General features: G+C 66.5%; 11 protein-coding genes. 6 read left to right on the forward strand and 5 right to left on the reverse strand.

What is annotated here, in order from left to right:
* Positions 1–45 precede the first annotated feature (45 nt).
* Positions 46–1,056 carry a GNAT family N-acetyltransferase gene (locus NP511_RS16520; RefSeq protein WP_049966334.1) on the reverse strand — a complete coding sequence of 337 codons (1,011 nt, stop codon included), beginning with the start codon at positions 1,054–1,056 and terminating at the stop codon, positions 46–48.
* 288 nt (positions 1,057–1,344) lie between these two features.
* Between NP511_RS16520 and NP511_RS16525 the strand changes: the two genes are divergently transcribed.
* The 3 genes from NP511_RS16525 to NP511_RS16535 all read left to right on the forward strand — a co-directional run bounded on the left by NP511_RS16525 (position 1,345) and on the right by NP511_RS16535 (position 6,874).
* A complete protein-coding gene (locus NP511_RS16525; protein WP_049966335.1) occupies positions 1,345–2,355 on the forward strand; it encodes a DUF1616 domain-containing protein in 1,011 nt (336 codons plus the stop codon).
* Positions 2,356–2,489: 134 nt separating this feature from the next.
* Positions 2,490–4,325, forward strand: coding sequence for a hypothetical protein (locus tag NP511_RS16530; protein WP_049966336.1), 1,836 nt, complete (start codon positions 2,490–2,492; stop codon positions 4,323–4,325).
* A gap of 752 nt (positions 4,326–5,077) precedes the next feature.
* Positions 5,078–6,874, forward strand: coding sequence for a hypothetical protein (locus NP511_RS16535; RefSeq protein ID WP_211249115.1), 1,797 nt, complete (start codon positions 5,078–5,080; stop codon positions 6,872–6,874).
* A 65-nt stretch (positions 6,875–6,939) separates the two neighbouring features.
* Here NP511_RS16535 and NP511_RS16540 read toward each other — a convergent pair whose 3' ends face one another.
* Positions 6,940–8,718, reverse strand: a complete 1,779-nt coding sequence (locus tag NP511_RS16540; protein ID WP_049966337.1) for an asparagine synthase-related protein — start codon at positions 8,716–8,718, stop codon at positions 6,940–6,942.
* Between the two features lie 369 nt (positions 8,719–9,087).
* Between NP511_RS16540 and NP511_RS16545 the strand changes: the two genes are divergently transcribed.
* The 3 genes from NP511_RS16545 (at position 9,088) to NP511_RS16555 (ending at position 14,003) form a co-directional block, all read left to right on the forward strand.
* Positions 9,088–10,734, forward strand: a complete 1,647-nt coding sequence (locus NP511_RS16545; RefSeq protein WP_049966338.1) for an alkaline phosphatase family protein — start codon at positions 9,088–9,090, stop codon at positions 10,732–10,734.
* A complete protein-coding gene (locus NP511_RS16550; protein ID WP_049966339.1) occupies positions 10,734–12,287 on the forward strand; it encodes a flippase in 1,554 nt (517 codons plus the stop codon). The genes NP511_RS16545 and NP511_RS16550 overlap by 1 nt, the downstream gene beginning before the upstream one ends.
* A gap of 126 nt (positions 12,288–12,413) precedes the next feature.
* Positions 12,414–14,003 (forward strand): alkaline phosphatase family protein, encoded by a 1,590-nt coding sequence (locus NP511_RS16555; protein ID WP_049966340.1) that lies wholly within the window; start codon positions 12,414–12,416, stop codon positions 14,001–14,003.
* 147 nt (positions 14,004–14,150) lie between these two features.
* Here NP511_RS16555 and NP511_RS16560 read toward each other — a convergent pair whose 3' ends face one another.
* The 3 genes from NP511_RS16560 to NP511_RS16570 all read right to left on the reverse strand — a co-directional run bounded on the left by NP511_RS16560 (position 14,151) and on the right by NP511_RS16570 (position 17,800).
* Positions 14,151–15,167: a GNAT family N-acetyltransferase gene (locus NP511_RS16560; RefSeq protein WP_049966341.1), complete on the reverse strand. Its 1,017-nt coding sequence runs from the start codon at positions 15,165–15,167 to the stop codon at positions 14,151–14,153.
* 114 nt (positions 15,168–15,281) lie between these two features.
* The gene (locus NP511_RS16565) at positions 15,282–16,391 is read right to left on the reverse strand and encodes a glycosyltransferase family 4 protein (protein WP_371827951.1); all 1,110 of its coding nucleotides are present in this window, start codon (positions 16,389–16,391) and stop codon (positions 15,282–15,284) included.
* A gap of 47 nt (positions 16,392–16,438) precedes the next feature.
* The gene (locus NP511_RS16570) at positions 16,439–17,800 is read right to left on the reverse strand and encodes a prenyltransferase/squalene oxidase repeat-containing protein (RefSeq protein WP_049966344.1); all 1,362 of its coding nucleotides are present in this window, start codon (positions 17,798–17,800) and stop codon (positions 16,439–16,441) included.
* Positions 17,801–17,937 lie beyond the last annotated feature (137 nt).

Here is a 17,937-nt window from a genome sequence, read left to right on the forward strand (position 1 = left end):
CCGTCGAAACGACTTCATACCGGCTGCCCCCGCGGCCGCGAGGCGTTACTTGACCGAATCGTACAGCGACGCGACCTGCCTGACCCCCCAGGAGCCGTACTCGAGGCTGTAGTAGCTCCGCAATTCGGGGTTGAACTTCGCCTTGTAGCGGTTGATCCGGCGGGTGTCGGCACCGACGAGGTCGTAGGTCTCGAGGCCGCGCTCGAGCCCGTCGCGCATGATCGCCCAGTCGAGGAGGTCGTTGGTCGGCAGATCGACGTCGGCGTCGGTACGGACGCCGCCGAGCCAGCGGCCGACGGTGTCGCCGTACTCCAGCGCGAGAATGCCGCCGACGAACTCGCCGTCGACCCGGAGAGTGTACGGGCGGACCTGACCGTTGGGCGACCGCTCGGCGAGATCGAGGACAAACGCGAGCGGTACGTCGAAGTCGATCCCCTGGGACTCGTACCGGTTCCGGACCTGCTCGTGGATCAGCCGGATCTCCTCGCGGCCGCCGACGTCGATCTCGTAGGCGTCGTCGTCGGCGTTGCGAACGTTGCTCCGCGCGTCGCTGCTGAACGACATGAGGAGGTCGTCCGCGTCCCTATCAAGGTCGACCGCGTAGGTATACGACGGCGTCACGTCGTACTCGTTCCACTGGAACGGTCGCGCGTCCGCGAAGGTCGTCGCGGTGCGGACGTGGCCGTATTTGGGGTTCAGTTCGGCGTCGATCCACTCGAAGCAGCCGTCCATGAACCGCTGTCGTCGTCGCTCTCGCTTTCGCTGTTTCAGCTTCCCCATGTTCAGGAAGGCCGGCCCGAGGTAGGGGATGCGGAGCCGCGGCGGCGGCGAAAACGCCGTCGTCACGAGCCGCTTGGTGATCTCGAAGACGGGGAAGATCCCCACCGGCTCCTGTCCCTTGAACCCCACCAGCGGATGCAGCGTCGCGTCCGCGTGGTCGGCCTGTACCCGCAGCGCCTCGAGTTCGTGACAGAGCCGTCCCTGCGGCGATCGCTCGACGTACCCGTTCCACCGGTCCAGATCGTCCTCCGTCGCGACGCGGACGTCGATGCTCATGGCCGCGGTCCCTCACATGCGATCGAGGCGGTCGTCGCTCGGCGTTCCATAAGCGATGGCTCCCCGCACAGCTACTTTGTAAGCAGCCTGTTTCCGTCGTCGGAAGCGACAGCGAGCGGACACGCTCCGACGGTTCGTTACTCGAGGGAGCAGTCGCATCCCACGGTCCGCCGACGCTCCGCGATCAGTGATGGACGCCGCCGGGTCGCGTGCCGGCGGTCGGCGTCGACCACCACGGTAACCGACCAGTAACAATGGCTGACAGGATGGTGCGGTCGATAAATCACAATGAAAGGCCTGCCATTTCAGCCGGTCACGGCCCTGCGGCGGCGCAGCAAGTCCGTCCTCGCTGGCGCTCCCATCGATCTGATCGGCATCGCCGGTTTCGTCCTCGTCGCTGCCGTCCTCTTGACGATCGTCGACGCCCCGTCGACGGTCCTACGGGCGGCGGTCGGGTTCCCGCTGTTGTTCCTCGCGCCCGGGTACGTGGTCCTGTCCGCGCTCTTCCCGCGGGAGACGCCCGCGATCGCCGACGGTCGGCCCCTGCTCCGACAGACGGTTTCCCTGTCAGACACCGAACGAGCGGCGCTGTCGTTCGGACTGAGCTTCGCCCTCCTCCCGCCGTTGGGGCTGGTAATCGCCGTCACGCCGTTCGGGTTCACCACCTCGACCGTCGTCAACACCGTTGCGGGAGCCACCCTGCTCGGGGCCGGCGTCGCGATCGCCCGCCGACTGGCGGTCCCGCCCGCCGACCGCTATCGCCCCGCTCGCCGACTCGAGGCGGCTCGTGCAGCGATCTTCGACGCCCGGTCGACGCGTCACGTCGCCGTCAACGTCGTTCTCGTCATCAGTATGCTGCTGGCGGTGACGACGGTCGGCTACGCGCTCGTCGCACCCCAAGACGGCGAGCAGTACACGAGCCTCCGGCTGCTCACCGAAGACGACACGGGCGAACTCGTCGCGTCGGGCTATCCCTCGGAGATCGAAGCCGGCGAGGCCGTCCCGCTGGTCATCGCCGTCGAGAACCAGGAGGGCGAGGACGAGGACTACACGGCTGTCGTCCAGGAACAACGCCTCGAGGACGGCGAGATCGTCGAACGCAACGAGTTACAGCGCATCGACTACAGCGTCAACGCCGGCGGCACGGCCTACGCCGATCGCACGCTGTCCCCCGAGGCCGAGGCGGAATCGATCCGGATCACCGTTCTCCTGTACGACGGGGATGTCCCGGAGACGCCGACGACCGAAAACGCGTACCGCCACGGTTACTTCTGGGTCGACGTCACCGACGGCGAGTGAGCGCCCCTTGTGACCGCTTCCGGGCGGGCTCGCCCTCGAGCGTCGTTCGGTCCGCGGTGACGGTACGAGCGAACTTACAGTCGGCAACCGGTGAATAACAAGGCCCGCGATCGGGCAACGTCTCGGCAGTTCGAATGTCTTCCCAGTCAGCCGTCGACGACGATCCGATCCGGAAGCTGGTACTCGCGATCGGCTTTCTCGCGGTCAGCGCCAGCGCGTTCGTCGCGCACACGAACCCTGCGACCGGCTACGAGCTATCGATCTACACGATGACGCCGTGGGCGGTCTGGGCGGGGCTGCTGGTCGCGCTGAGCGTCTCGCTTGCCGTCGCGTTCGTCCCGTTCTCGCGGGCACACCGGCACCAGTGGAGCCGTTCGATAGCGCTCGTCCTCGGCGGGCTCGTGATGGCTGTCTTCGTCGGGCTTCCGATCGTTCGCGGCTACCGGTTCTACGGCCACTACGACGCGTTGACCCATCTGGGGTGGGCCCGCGGTATCAGCGAGGGGACGTTCCTCCCCTTCGAGCTGTTCTATCCCGGTATCCACACGGTGACGGTCCTGATCAACGCGACGGTCGGGATCGCGCTCTCGCGGTCGATGCTGTTCGTCGTGTTCTTCGCCGTCCTGCTGTTCTGTCTGTTCGTCCCCCTGTGTGTCGGCGTGATCGTCCGCGACTGGAACGCAGTGGCGATCGCCGCCTTCTCGGCGTTTCTGCTGTTGCCGATCACGACGATCTCGATGAACCTGTCGGCACACGCGATGTCGCAGGCGGTGTTGTTCTCGTCGGTCCTCCTGTACCTGTTCGCGAAGTATCTCCGCACCGATCGGGACGGACGCTCGTTCTCCGCCGTCGGCGTCACGTTCGCGCTCGGGTCGGCCGCGGTCGTCCTCTATCACCCGCAACTCGCGGCGCATCTGCTCGTCGCCTTCGTCGCGATCGGGCTCGTTCAGTTCCTCGCCAGGCGGGCCGATCACGACCGCGCCCCCGAACACCCCGCCCTCTACGGACAGGTGCTGTTCCTCGCCGTCGTCTTTCTGGTGTGGAGTTCGAACTACGGGTTCTTCGCCGGCACGGCCGAGTACTTCCTCGGTTCGGTGATCGAGTTCGTCCTCGGCACGGGCGGCGGCGCGGGCGACACGGTCGCGACCCAGGGCACCTCGTTGGCGTCGATCGGGGGGAGCCTCTCGGGGATCTTCTTCAAACTGTTCTTCCCCTCGCTCGTCTTCTCGCTGCTCGCCGGCGGCCTCGTCTTCGCCGTCGCGGGACGGCTGAGTTCGCAGTGGCTCGATCGCTTCCGCCTCGAGACGACGTATCTCGCCGCCGGCCTGGTCGCGCTCGGCCCCGTCTTCGTGGCGTACTTCCTCGCCAGCGGGTCGAAGATGTACTTTCGCGTCTTCGGACTGATGATGGTGTTCGTGACCGTCCTCGGGGCGATCGCGATCCACGGGCTGTTGACGCTGCTCTCGGCGCGACGATCGGGGGGTCGCGGACCGCCCGTCGGGCGACCGCTGATGGCCGTCGCCGTCGCCGTCTTACTCGTCCTGTCGCTGCTGGCCGTCTTTCCCTCGCCGTACATCTACAAAGCGTCCCCTCACGTGAGCGAACAGGAGTTGCACGGCTACGAGTCCGCCTTCGCCACTCAGCAGTCCGATCTCGCGTTCATCGGGCTGCGAAACGGACCGAACCGGTACGACGACGCGATCAACGGCAACGAACAGCGGATGCACGCCCACGACGGTCTCCCTCCGTCCGTGATCGAGGACGGGGTTTCTAACGAGTACGAGGGCGATCGGTACCTCGCGCTCACGCGATCGGATTACGAACGCGAGGTGATAGCGTACCAGGGGCTGCGATATTCCGAGCGCGAACTCGATCGAATAACGGCCTCCCCCAACGTGAACCGGGTTCAGTCCAACGGGGAGTTCACGCTGTACTACGTTACCAGTAGCGGGGAGTCCGAGGCGGCGTAACGGACTGCATTCGGACCCGCGGTCAATTCCGCGGAACGGTCAATCGCCTCGGACCGGCGCTGCTCTCGTCACTGTTTTCGACACCGGGAACGCGATCCCGTCGTTTCGGTCCCGAACCGGACACGGTCGGAAACCGACTCCGCCGGCGTGATCGCAATCGAACCCGTCGCCGGCATCCCTTCGCCGTCTCGGTAGCCGCCTCCAGCGGCGGCCCCGCCTCGGTTTCTTGCTGCCGTCTCGAGTCGAGTTAGGACGCGACCGTCTCGCTCGTTGGCGGTCCGTTCGGCGATCTGCTCCAGCGACCGGTCGGTTTCTCGGTTCCGGTGCCGCCCGATCGCCGTCGGCGGGGTTGAAGCGATCACACTGTATCCTTCGACCGAAGGTCCAGCCGTCCGCGTTGAGTTGATCGGTGGCGATTCGAGCGCCGCGTTTCGATCGCGGTCGCCTCGAGCGACCCGCCGTGTGATCGGTCGGTCTCCGTCGGTGTCCTGACTGGACCGCGTCCGACAGTCGACACCGCTACGGTAATATGGTGTTACCGGCTCCCTGAGCCGGCCGGAGAAGCGCGTTTCGGCCGGTAATACCTATTTACTGCTCTTCAGATTAGACCTTCCTCGAGCCGAGACATACATAACAAACATGCAAATAATTCAAAATATTTTGAATTTATATTCGTCGAAATAGTGTTTTGGTATGAGAATGTGCAGAAATTAGGAAAGGCTTATGAGGGTATAATACTCGATTTCGGTCGCATGGCACGCGACACTTCGGTACCGGACGATGACGCTTCGTCCGAGACGAACGGCGACGACCGACGGAACGGCGGTAACGAGTCATTACTTGGCCGACGATCGTACCTGACGATGGCCGGCGCCACCACGGCGGCGACTCTCGGCGCGGCGACCGCGACGGGACAGAGCGTCAGCGGGGACTACGACGTGATCGAAGTCAGCGCCGGCGAGCGGTTCACCAAACGCCTCGAGGAGGGCGAGACCTGGGGGAACAAGCTGATCGACATCACCGCCAGCGGGGCGGAGTACCTCATTCACACGCAGGGCAACTCCTGTACGATCCGCAACGTCGGGATTCGGGGCGTCTGGGACGGTCACGACGGCTCCCCGCTCGTCGCCTACGCTACCGATCCGAACGGCGAGGTTCTCGTCGAAAACGTCTATCTCGGCGACGGCTCGACCGCTGAGAACTACCCCGCCGGGAACCCCGGCGTGTTCGTCCCGCCCTCGCACGCAGGGACGGTCACGGTCCGGAACCTCAACTACCAGGACAACCCGAGCAACGCCGTCTACGGCTCCTCCCCGGGCAACCCACAGGAGCATCCCAGCCCCGGTGCGGGCGGTACGGTGGTCATCGAGGACTCCTACTCGTCGAACCACTCGTCCTCGGGCTTCCGCGTCGGGACCGACGACTCCCGCGTCGAGAACTGCGTGGCCGTCGGCGGGAACCGCGGCGGTTGGGCGTATTTCAACAACCCGACGTACCGCAACTGCGACTTCTCCGGGGCCAACATCGGCGATATCTACGGCGGCAACGGCGCGTGGTCGCTCGACGGCGTCGCCACCATCGAAGAGGTCTACGGCTCCAACCCGGGCGGCAACGTGGACGGCTCGTTCGCCGGCTCCGCCCGGCGGACCCGGCCCGAGGAGGTCGACGGCGTCCCGACCACGCCCGAGGAGGCCGCGTCCGGCGGTTCGAGCGATAGCTCGAGCAGCGGTTCGAACGAGGATACCGCCGAGTCCCAACTCTCGAACCTCCTGCTGGTCGACGGCAGTTCCTCGGATGTGACCCGCTACGAGTTCACGGTCGGCGGCGACGTCGAGCGCTCGACCGCCGCGGGCGCGTCGATCGACGACGAGGACCGAATCGACGGCTCGACGGTGAACGGAACCGTCGCCGACTGGAAGGACGCCTTCCGCTTTAGCGGCGACCTCGCCGAACTGACCGTCGACGGCCCCGGCACCGTACTGGTCAACGGCGAGGAAGTCGATCCCGCCGACTACGGCGAACAGCTCCCCCACGTCCTCGAAGTCAGCGGCGAGGGGACGACGATGAGCTACGAGATCACCGTCGACGGATCGATCGAACTCGTCGCCGACGACGAGCCGGCCGCGGAGGCGACGACCGTCTCGGGCTCGACCGCCCAGAGTTCGATCACGGACGGCACTCAGACCTACCGCTTCTCGGGCGCGCTGACCGACGTGACGTTCACGGACGGCACCGCGATGATCACCGTCGACGGCGAACGGATCGATCCCCGCGAGTACGGCGCGTACGAGATGTTCCCCCACGCGCTGGTCATCGACGGCACCGACGCCGACGGGCCGACGACCTACGCCTTCGAGATCGACGGCGCGGTCGTCCAGTCCGACTACCAGAACGCCTCCATCGACGAGGAAGACGTCGTCGAGAACGGGACGGTTCGGGGCGGCGTCGGCAACTGGCTCGATGCCTACTGGTTCGACGGCGATATCGCCGATTTCCGACTGCGCGGCGACGCGGCCGTCGACCTCCAGTACAACGCGCGCGACCGGTGACCCTGGGAGAACCCGATCCCGAAAACTCGACAGTCGTCGGTGAGATCGAGAGCGACGCTCGCGGCTCAGGAGAGCGCACTGGCATCGAGCGGTAACTCGCGACCGGCAAACGGGGACCGTCGCTCCGCCAGCAGGATCGCGGCAGTGACCGTTAGCAGCAGATATATTTGGTGGTTATCACAGGATGTGGTATCGTCCGTGAACCGGCGGACGACGTCCGTGTCGAGATAGGTCTCGAGCGACTGCGACCGGGCAACCGAGTCACTGAGGAGTCGCGCGACGTTCGGGTGGTACTGGGAGTTGACTTCCCCGCGGTACACGACGCGAGCGATGTCCTCGAGGGAGGGATGGCGACCGAGCAGCGAGAGCCCGTACTGGACGAGTTTGTATCGCGGCGAGGCCATCGGCGTGCCGAAGTCGGCGTCGTCGAACTCGATCGCTCGGGGCCACAGTTCTCGGAGGAACTCCCGATAGAGGCGGTTGTGTGCCTTCTGCTCGTCCGGGACGTTCATCGCGTACGTGAAAAACGGTGCCGAATAGAACGGGGAGGTACTCCAGAAGTAGTACCGATTCCGGTCTTCGCCCTCGAACAGCCAACTGAACCCGCGCTCGTGCGTGAGGAAGTGGACGTACTTGTTCGCCAGCTTCGACTCCGGATAGGACGATAACGTCGCCGCCACTTCACCGACGATTTGATCCCGATCGAGGCCGGTGATCGCCGCCACGTCCTCGAGCGGGAACACGCTGTTTCGAGCGATGGTGTAGGAGACGAGTTCTTCGGACGAGGACAGTGACTTGGCGGGACTGAGGTCCGGCAGCGTCTTGTCTCCGCCGTCGCCGGTGAAGTACGTGAGGTCGGACCCGTGGGCGGCCCGTAGCTGCTCGAAGAAGTCGATCAGGAACGCGAGACCGAGATGGTTGAGTCCCCGTTTGATCGTCAAGAGCGTGTCCGCGTTCGACGCCTGTACGGGGTCGACGGTGAACAGTTCCCAGTCGACGTCCAGGCTCCGGCTGATTTCGCGTGCGATCTCGACGTCCGAACTCGTCTCCTGGGTCGACTTGACGAACGTCGCCGCGGAGCAGGGCACGTCCGACGCGTGGAACGCGGCCGCGATCGATCTCGAGTCGTGACCGCCGCTGAGCGAGAGGAGGTTCGTTCGATCCGGATCGCTTCGGTCCTCGCAGGCCGCCCGGAAGCGTTTCGCGAGGTTTTTGGCGTTTTCTTCGACGCTCTTGTCGGCGTGGCGTTTCTCGTCGAAGTCGAACTCCGCGACGGACCTGAACGAGGCGGTTCCGTCCGGGTCGACGATGACCTGCGTTCCCGGCGGGATCGTCGTGACGTCCCTCCAGAGGGTCCGATCCCGGAGCGTGTACCCGAAGAGGAGTGTCTGTGCGAGCCCGTGCCGATCGAACGCCGGAGTATCGAGGGGCGACTCGAAGAAGTACCCGATCTCGCGCGTGAAGACGGGGCCGCCGTCCCGGTCCGCGTAGTACACCGGGAGCCGCCCGAACACGTCGTTGAGAACGGCGAGTCGCCCGGTCGCTTTCTCGAGGGCGTACAGGACGAACTCCCCGTCGGTCGTCCGGAGCCAGTCCCGGACCGACGAGTGTGATTCGTCGTCCGAAAAGAGGGCCGTCACGATTCGCTCGAGCGTCTCGGCCCGAGACGACGGCGCGTCGTCGTAGATCCGGCCCTCGAGACAGATCCAGAACTCGTCGGTTTCGAACTCGTCGATCGGATAGGACGGATACGCGGTGGTGCCGATCGTCCACGGCTCCGCCTCTCGGACGACGCGACTCGTGTAGTTCTCGACGTAGCACAACTCCTCGAGCGTTCGTCGCATCGACGCCGAACGCCCTCGGGATCGTGAGTGCTGGACGCTGACTCCGGGCATGCTCACATCACGATTCGTGAATGCCTTCGTTATGGACGTACTAGACGAATCGGCGGTTCCGACGGGCGTTCGATCGCCGTTGCTCGTCGATCGACCGACAGCGGTAGTCTCCGTCCGCCCGTCAGGCGATGCGTCGGCCGGGAACCGACCGCCGCGTCGCGGTGAACGCGGCGTCCGGTCCAACCGGCAGTTAGGGTGAGAAACCGAGGGATAACAAAGGGAGACTGTAGTCTCGAGCGAAACGATGAATCGAACGGTTCGCGTTCCTCTGGAGCCGCGAGAGACCGACCGCCGTCCCCGCCGACGGAGGAACTCACGATGAAGACCGTCGTCCTCGGGTTCGACGCTCTCGACTTCCGCTATCTCGATCGGTTCGAGTCCTCGCTGCCGAACCTCCGGCGACTCCGCGATCGAGGGCTCGAGGCACCGTTGGCCTCGACCCATCCCCCGTGGACCGGCAGCGCGTGGCCGTCGATGTACACCGGAACGGACCCGAGCCACCACGGCGTCTACGGGTTCTTTGATTACGACGGCTATCCCGACGACGGAACCCTCGTGTCGCGAAGCGACGTCCGTCGGCCGGCGCTGTGGAACTACGTCACAAGCGACGGCGGCCGCTCGGTCGTGCTGAACGTCCCGATCACCCATCCCGCGGAGTCGATCGACGGGGCGTTGATCCCGGGCTATCTCGCCGCGGAGGACGAGCCGGGCCACCCCGAGGGGATCCGGGACGAGCTGGCGGACGCGATGGGCGAAGAGTACACGATATACTCGCGGGGCGAACTCAGCGACGATCCCGACGAGAAGTTCGAGGGGTATCTGGATCTGGTCGAGAACCGGCGTCGGGCCGCCGTCGCCCTGCTCGAGCGCGAGGAGTGGGAACTGGCCGTGATACAGGTCCAAAAGACCGACGCGGTGTTTCACAACTTCGACGATCCGGACCGGCATCGGGCGATCTACGTGGCCGCGGACCGGCTCGCCGGCGACGTCCTCGAGACCGTCGGCGACGACGTCAACGTCGTCCTCTGTTCCGACCATGGGATGGGGCCGGTCACCGGCTACGGCATCCACGTCAACGAGATCCTCAGGGAACACGGCTTCGTCGCGGCGACCGACGAGGGCGAGGCGATGTCGATGAAAGCCGAGAAGGCGTCGCTGATCGGGGCCGAAGAGGGTCCCGCAGGCGACGCCGCGGACGGGACCGGGGGGACCGCGACCGTCCTCGAACGGACGCTGCACGCCGGCCGGCGCGCGGCCTCGCGGGTGGGGATCGAACCGGCCGATGTCTACGCCGCCGCGGAACGCGTCGGACTCGAGGAGGCGCTGCTCCGAGTCGTCCCGGACGGGGCCCGGTCCGCCGCGAGCGAGAGCATCGACTGGCGAGCGTCGAAGGCGTACTGCCCCGACGGGATGCGGATGGGCGTCCGGATCAACCTCGAGGGGCGTGAGCCCGACGGCGTCGTCCCGCCCGCCGAGTACGAGCGCGTTCGCGACGAGATCATCGAGCTGCTGTCAGGGCTCGAGACGCCCGACGGCGAGCCGGCGTTCGAGTTCGTCCGCCGCCGGGAGGAGCTGTTCGGCGGGCCCTACCGCGAGAACGCACCGGACGTCTGCTTCCTGCCGACCGACATGAACCACACCGTCTCGAGCGGGCTCTACGGCCGCCGGTTCGTGCCCGTCGAGACGCACAACCACAAACGCGACGGGGTCTTCGTCGGTGCCGGTCCCGGCTTCGCCGACGCGACACCGGAGCGGCTCTCGCTCCCCGACGTCGGCCCGATCGTGATGGGGCTGCTCGACCGACCGATACCGGCGGTGATGACCGGCTCCGTCCCCGAGGGGCTCCTCGTCGACGAGCCCCCGCGAACGGAGTACGGAGACGTGCCGTACGGCGATTCGGCGGCCGACCGATCGATCGACGACGAGCGAGTCACCGAACGGCTCGAGGATCTCGGCTACCTCTGATGGTCGCTCGCGAACGCGAACTGTCCGCGCTCCTCTCGAGTGCGGCGATCGTGATGGTCGGCGGGATCATCGGGTCCGGTGCGACGCTTGCCGAGCGGGTCGTCATCGGCCGACTGCTGTCGCCCGACGCGTACGGCGAGATCAGCGTCGGACTGGCACTATTGAACGTTGGCGTGACCGTCGCGCTCGTGGGCTGTACGCAGGGCGTCTCCCGGTACATTCCGCGGTACGACGCCGTCGAGGACCGCCGCGGCGTCTGGATCAGTGGGCTCCTGGTCACAACGGTGTCTTCGGTCTGTCTCAGTGCGGTCCTGTTCCTGTTCGCCGACCCCATCGTCTCGGGGCTGTTCGAGACCGAAGCGGCGGTGCCGTTGGTCAGGCTGCTCGCCGTCGCGATCCCGTTCGTCGCGTGCTTTCGAATCGCCGTGGCGGGGATTCGCGGCCACGAGAACACGATTTACCGGACGCTGACCCGCAACCTCCTCGATCCGCTCTTGCGAATCGGGTTGCTCACCGTCCTGTTGCTCTCGGGCGTCGGCATCGCCGCGGCGGGCGTCGCGTACCTCGGCGGCGCGATCGTGACGCTCGTCGTCGCTCACGCCTTTCTGAGCCGTCTCATGCCGCTTCGCGGCCGGTACCGGACGCACGTCCCCGAACTCCTCAGGTTCTCCGCCCCGCTCGTGGTCTCGACCGTGATCAGTATCTTACTGACGCGAACGGACACGCTGATGCTGGGCTACTTTCGAAGCTCCTACGAAGTCGGCATGTACGACGCCGCCTATCCGATCGCCGGCGGGTTACTCGTCGTCCTCTCCGCGTTCGGGTTCCTCTATCTCCCGCTGGTCTCTCGGTTGGACGACGACGGCGATCGGGACGCGGTCGACGAGATCTACGCGACGACGACGAAGTGGGTCTACGTGGTCACGTTCCCGGCGTTTCTCCTGCTTGTGGTCTTTCCGCTGGACGTGATCCACCTCGTCTTCGGGACCGCGTATACGGACGCGGCCCGCGTCCTGCCGATCCTCGCGACCGGCTTCTTCCTCAGCGCCGCCGCCGGTCGGAACCGAGAGACCCTCTCGGCGCTGGGTTCGACGACGTGGATCGCCGTCGGCAACGTCGTCGGGCTCCTGCTCAACATCGGGATCAACGTCGCCCTCATTCCACGGTACGGGGCCGTCGGGGCGGCCGTCGCGTCCGTCACCTCGCTGGTCGCCGTCCACACGGTCATCTGTAGCGTCCTGGCGGTCCGCTACGATATCACCCCGATCTCCCCGGAGGCGCTGCGCTGTTACGTCGCCCTGCCGGCCGTCCTGCTCCCGCTCGCGTTCGCCCTCTCGCCGTGGCTCTCGATCACGGTCGTGACGATCGGGCCGGTCCTCGTCGGCGTCGGGCTCGCCTCGCTCGTCGTCGCCGGCCTCGTCGGGGGCCTCGAGTCGAACGACGTCGTCGTCCTCGATCTGCTCGAGGACGCCGCCGGCGTCTCGGTCCCGATGCTTCGCCGGTGGATCCCGTCGTCGGGCGACGAGGACCTGGACGCGAAATCGCCGAACTGATCGCCCCGACGGCACCGCGTTGTCGGGGACGGCGGCGGGCGATCGGCCCCGAAATCCGAGTCGCGCTCGTAATTCGATCCATAACAATTGGTGGGGCCGGGGTCAACGCGAACGAGACACTGGTTCATGACTACCGACTCGACCACTACCGACCGCGCGTTCGTTCTGGGTATCGACGGCGTGCCGTGGGACCTCATCTCGGACTGGATCGCGGCCGGCGAACTGCCGAACTTCGCGACGCTCGTCGAGGACGGCGTGGGCGCGCCCCTCGAGAGTACGGACCCGCCGACGACGCCGGCGGCGTGGCCCTCGATCGCGACCGGCGTCTGGCCGGACAAACACGGGATCTACGGCTTCAAACGGCTCGAGCGCGACTACACGCAGGAGATGAACACGAGCGCGAGTCTGGGGCGGCCGCCGCTGTGGGAGCTGCTGTCGCCGGCGGTCGTCGGCAACGTCCCGATGACCTATCCCGCGAGCGAGATCGACGGCACGATGGTCTCCGGCATGATCTCGCCGTCGATGAGCGACCGGTTCACGCATCCGTCCGGGTTCGTCGACGAGATCGATGACCGGATCCCGGAGTACCGGATCGCGCTGGACTGGAACGACTACACCGACGACGAGACGGCGTTCACGGACGACCTCGAATCGCTCGTGAGCGCGCGCCGGGAGCTGATGGACGAACTCATGGCGATCGACGACTGGCGGCTGTTCTTCTTCGTGTACACGGCCCCGGACCGGCTCCAGCATCTCATCTGGGAGGAGGACGTCATTCTCGACCACTACAAGCGGCTCGACGATATCGTCGGCGACGCCCTCGAGTACGCCGATCGGCGGGACGCCACCCTGTTCGTCGTCTCCGATCACGGGTTCGGGCCGATCTCGACGTTCGTCAACCTGAACACCGTGCTGGCGGAGGGCGGCTATCTCACGGAGCAGACCGATGGGACCACGCGGAACTCGCTCGCCCGGTTCGGGATCACGAAGTCCACGCTCCACGGAACCTTGGACCGCCTCGGGGTCGACGACAAGCGGCTCGTCAAGCACCTGCCGAAGCGCCTCGTCGACGGGATCGCGGAGCAGGTGCCGGGCGATCACAGCCTGTACGACGTCGACTTCACCGAAACCGTCGCGTTCGCACACGGCCCGAGCTACGTCTACATCAACGACACCGAGCGGTTCGCGGAGGGGATCGTCGCCCCGACCGACGTGCCGTCGATCAAGGCGGAACTGCGTGAGCGGTTCTCGAACGTGACCGATCCGGACACCGGCGAGCCGGCGCTGAGGGTCCGCGACGGGGACGAGGTGTTCCCGTCGGACGAGGCCGGGCCCGATCTGGTCGTCGTCGGGCGGGACGGCTACGAGGAGAAGACGAGACTCGCCGATACCGTGTTCGAACCCGCGGACGACAAAGCCGCCAACCACCGAAAGCAGGGCGTGTTCTTCGCACACGGTCCCGACATCGACCCGCACGCGTCCGCCGACGGACTGTCCGTCGTCGACGTCGCACCGACGGTCCTCCACAGCGTCGGCGAACCGATCCCCGACGACGTCGACGGCCGGGTCAGGACCGACGTCCTCTCGGCCGACGCGGAGCCGACCGTCCGCGAGGCCGTTCCGGACGCGACCGCCGGCTCGAGCGGGGCCGCAGACGCCGACGAGGACTTCGACGACGTGGAGGACAGGCTCCGTGGACTCGGGTACATGGAGTGAGACGGCCGGCGGTCGAACCGCGCTGCTGGCGCTCTTCTCGCTGCTGTCGTTTCTCGCTGAAACGAAGCCGCTTCCGTCTCGCTGCGGTGACCGCCCCACGCTGTTACGGCCGGTCGCGTTCGGCTCGCTGTCCGCCGGCTTTTCCCGTTACTTCAACGCGCTGGAAAACGTCTGGTACGCCGATTTGGCCAACGACATCTCGAGGCCCGACGACTCGACGACGTAGTACTGGCGCAGGTCGCCGTTGAACTTGGCCTTATACTCACAGAGCCGCTCGGTGTTCGCACCGACGAGGTCGTAGCCAGTCACTGACTCAAGGGTCGGATCGGAACAAATGTCCTCGAGAATGGCCCGATGGAGGAGGCTGTTGACGCTGACACCCTCGTAGGTGGCCGTCACCCCGCCCTGCCAGAAGTACGCGAGGTCGGGCGAGTAGAGGGTCACGACGCCGCTTTGGTACTCGCCGTCGGGCGACCGGGCGACGTAGACCCGCCACAGCTCGTCGTCCAGGGACGTGAGGAGATCGCGAAGAAACGGGCGGGAGATCGGCGGCGGATCGTCGTGGGTCCGATACTGTTCGACCACGTCCTCGTAGACCCGCAGTGCCGACTCGATTCCCTCCCGCTCGATCGAGAGATCCAGCTCGTCTTTCTTGCGCATCTCCCGGCGCAGGCTCTTGCTGAAGCCTTTCATGAGGCTCTCGATCGTCTCGCCCTCGCAGTCGAGGACGTAGGTGAACTTCGGCTCGAGCGAGAAGTCGTTCCACTCGTAAGGACGGGGATCGACGTACTCGATCGGACACCGCATCCGGAAGAGCGTCGTCCGATCGCCGACGCCGACGGCGTCGATCACGCCGGCCGTCAGCTCCCGGTTGATCCGTTCGCGCTTGTGTCGCTTCGGGCTGGCCGGATCCAGGATCGGGCCCAGCCGCGGCACGCTGAACGAGACCGGCGGCGAGAGGACCGTCCGGCCGATCGAGCGGTCGCCGACGAACACCGGCAACAGGCCGACCGGCTGCTGGCCTTTGAACGCGCCGTACAGCTGTAGCTCCGCGTCGGTATGGTCGTCGAGGACGCCCAGCGCGTCCGGCTCGTGAAACACCTCGTAGCCCGTCGCCGGCAAGGCGTTGCCCCACTCCTCGAGGGTCAGCCGTTCGATATCCATGTAGGTCTCCCTGCGGTGAGTATTCGCTTTGTTATCGCGTCGCTACCGGCGGTAATCGAGGTCCTTCCGGTCGCCGGCAGCCGTTCAAGCGACGAGTCGCAACCGGCACCCGGCTCACCGCTCGAGGGTCGCCAGGATCCGCCGCCAGTCCTCGCTCGCCCGCTCGAGCGAGACATCGTCCCGGACCGCCGTCGCGGCGGCTCCAAGCGAGCGCCGGAACGCCGGCTCGTCCAGACAGCGCTCCATCGCCGCGGCGACGGTCGCGGGCTCGCGATCGGCGACGACGATCCCGTTCTCGCCGTCGGTCACGACGTCCGGGATCGACCCCACCGGCGGGACGATCGCGGGCAGGCCGGTCGCCATCGCCTCAAGCATGACCAGCGGCAAGGCGTCCCGCTCGGAGGTCAGGACGAACGCCGCCGATCGGCGGTAGTACTCGAGCGGCTCGTCCACCCAGCCGGGGCAGTCGACCCGGTCCGACAGTCCGCGGGCGTCGAGTTCCTCGACGACGACCGACCGGAGGGGGCCGTCGCCGACCATGACCGCCCGGAACTCCCGGTCGGCGGCCTCGAGTTCGGCGACGGCGTCGACGAACCGCAGCGGATCCTTCTCGGCGCTGAACCGGCCGACCCAGACGAACTCGTAGTCGCTCTCGACCGCCCGCTCCGGCGGCCGGTAGGTGTCGACGTCGATCGCGTTCGTCAGGCGTTCGATCCGGTCGGGCGGGACGCCGAACCGGACGAGCCGCTCGGCGTGTGAAGAGCCGGGGACCGACACCGCGTCGAATCGCCTGAACAGCCACTGCGGGACGGCACCGTACCACTGCTCGGCGTGATGATCGAGATCGATCCCGATGATCCCGAGGTGGGCGGGGTAGCCGTAGATCGCTTTCAGCGCGAGTGCATAGCAGCCGTAGGGAACGAGCGAGATCGATGCGACCCCGTCGTAGTCGTTGCGATACCCCTCGTACAGCGCGAGGAAAAAGAGGAGGAAAACGCGGACGATCCGCGGGCCGATCTCGGGGACGCGAACGGTCCGTGCGGACTCGAGGTCGCCGGTCGGATCGAGACAGACCATCGTCGTCTCTCCGGCGACATCGGCGAGCGGTCCGTAGTGGCGCTCGTTCTTGTGTGACAGCCCCGTCACGACGAGGACCCGGCGGTCGTCGACCGCGTTCGCATCGCCGGACGTCTCGGATTCCGTCGCCGACCCGGATTTCGTCACGGGCGGTTCCCTCGAGCGCTCCGGACGGGTCGACGAGTCGGACCGACTCATCGGTCGCCGACCACCGATGGATCGGCCGCCCCCCGATGCTCTGGCACCCGATCGGGGTCGGCCCGGTTCGCGCTCGCAAGCAGGAACTCCGAGAGCGCGTAGGACATCCACCCCTGACACCAGCGCATCAGCGTCACCCGTTTCGTGTGGTGGCGATACTTCCGGTAGTAGAACCGCCCCTGTTCGGGCTGGAGGTTCGCGAGGACCCACCGAAGGATCCGCTCGGCGACGCCCAGTTCGCCCTCGCGGGTGAACACCAGGATCCCCTGCGTGCTGGCGTGAATGTCCCGGGGATAGGCGTTCTCCTCGTCGAAGTTCGGCGCGCCGTCTACGTCGAACAGCTCGGTCCGGTAGAACTCGAGGGCCGTCTCCAGCGCGTCGGCGTACCGGTCCTCGTCGACGACGTCTCGATAGCGCTGGAGACACTCGATGATGAAGCCGTTGTGGTGGCTGTCCATTGAGAGGTGGGAGGCCGAGGCCGGCAGCCGGTAGGGCCACCCGCCGCGGTCGGTCTGGTTGGCGACGACGTGATCGAGGATCTTCGTCGCTCGCTCGCGGTCGTCCTCGTCGCCGAAGTACTCGTAGAGGTCGACGAGCATGCCCGCGCCCAGCGCCGCGGAGTTGAGGGTGTAGGAGTCGTCCGGGTGGTTCATGTGGTAGTCGATCTTCGCGCCCTCGGGGACCTCCCGGTAGTTCAGGTCCTCGACGAGGAAGTCGCGCGCGGTCCGGGCGACCTCCGCGTATCGCTCGTCCAGTCGGGCGGCGCCCAACAGCGCCTTCACCGCGTAGGCGGTCGAGACGATGTCGGGATCGCTCGGCTCGCCTTTCGTGTGGAGATGCTGGATCTCGTGACGGTGCCCCCCGCAGAACCCGCTGTACCCCTCGCATCGCTCGGCGACGAGCCAGTCGGCGAGCCGTTCGGTCTCCGCGAGCGGATCGAACTCCGACTCGCTCGCCGGGTCCCACTCGGCTCCGAGGTCGTGGTAGTTCAGGTTCGCCATCGCGAACAGGCCGCCGCCCTTGAAGTTGCGCCGGAGTTCGACGCGAAACAGCGGCCTGACGTCGACCGGCGTCCGTTTGACGGTCTCCTGAACGGCGAGGTTGAGCCACCTGTTCTCGACCGGCAGCGCCTGCAGGAGTTCGCTGCTCATCCCGTCGCCGTAATCCGGCCCGACGTAGTCCCGCTCCCGGGCGTACGCGAGCGTCGACTCGAGGACGGGCCCGTATCGCTCGAGCGCTCGAGCGGCCGTCCCCGATCTGTTTTCCCCCGTCGAATCGCCCGCTGGGTCGGCGGACCGGGAGGAGACGGTACTCGAGAGTCGCCGGACGCCGATCCGCGGAATGTACTCGGACTGCATCTGTCTCCGCCCTCCCGCCGGCAGGCCATTATTATACGGCGGCTACCCTTTCGAGCGGCCGTGCCGGCGATCGATCGGTTCGGTGAACGCTCCCGGTGAAACTGGTATGAGCGAGATAACAATTGCAGTGACGGTCC

It is taken from the genome of Natrinema thermotolerans (assembly GCF_031165565.1).
In the GTDB taxonomy this organism is placed as follows: domain Archaea; phylum Halobacteriota; class Halobacteria; order Halobacteriales; family Natrialbaceae; genus Natrinema; species Natrinema thermotolerans.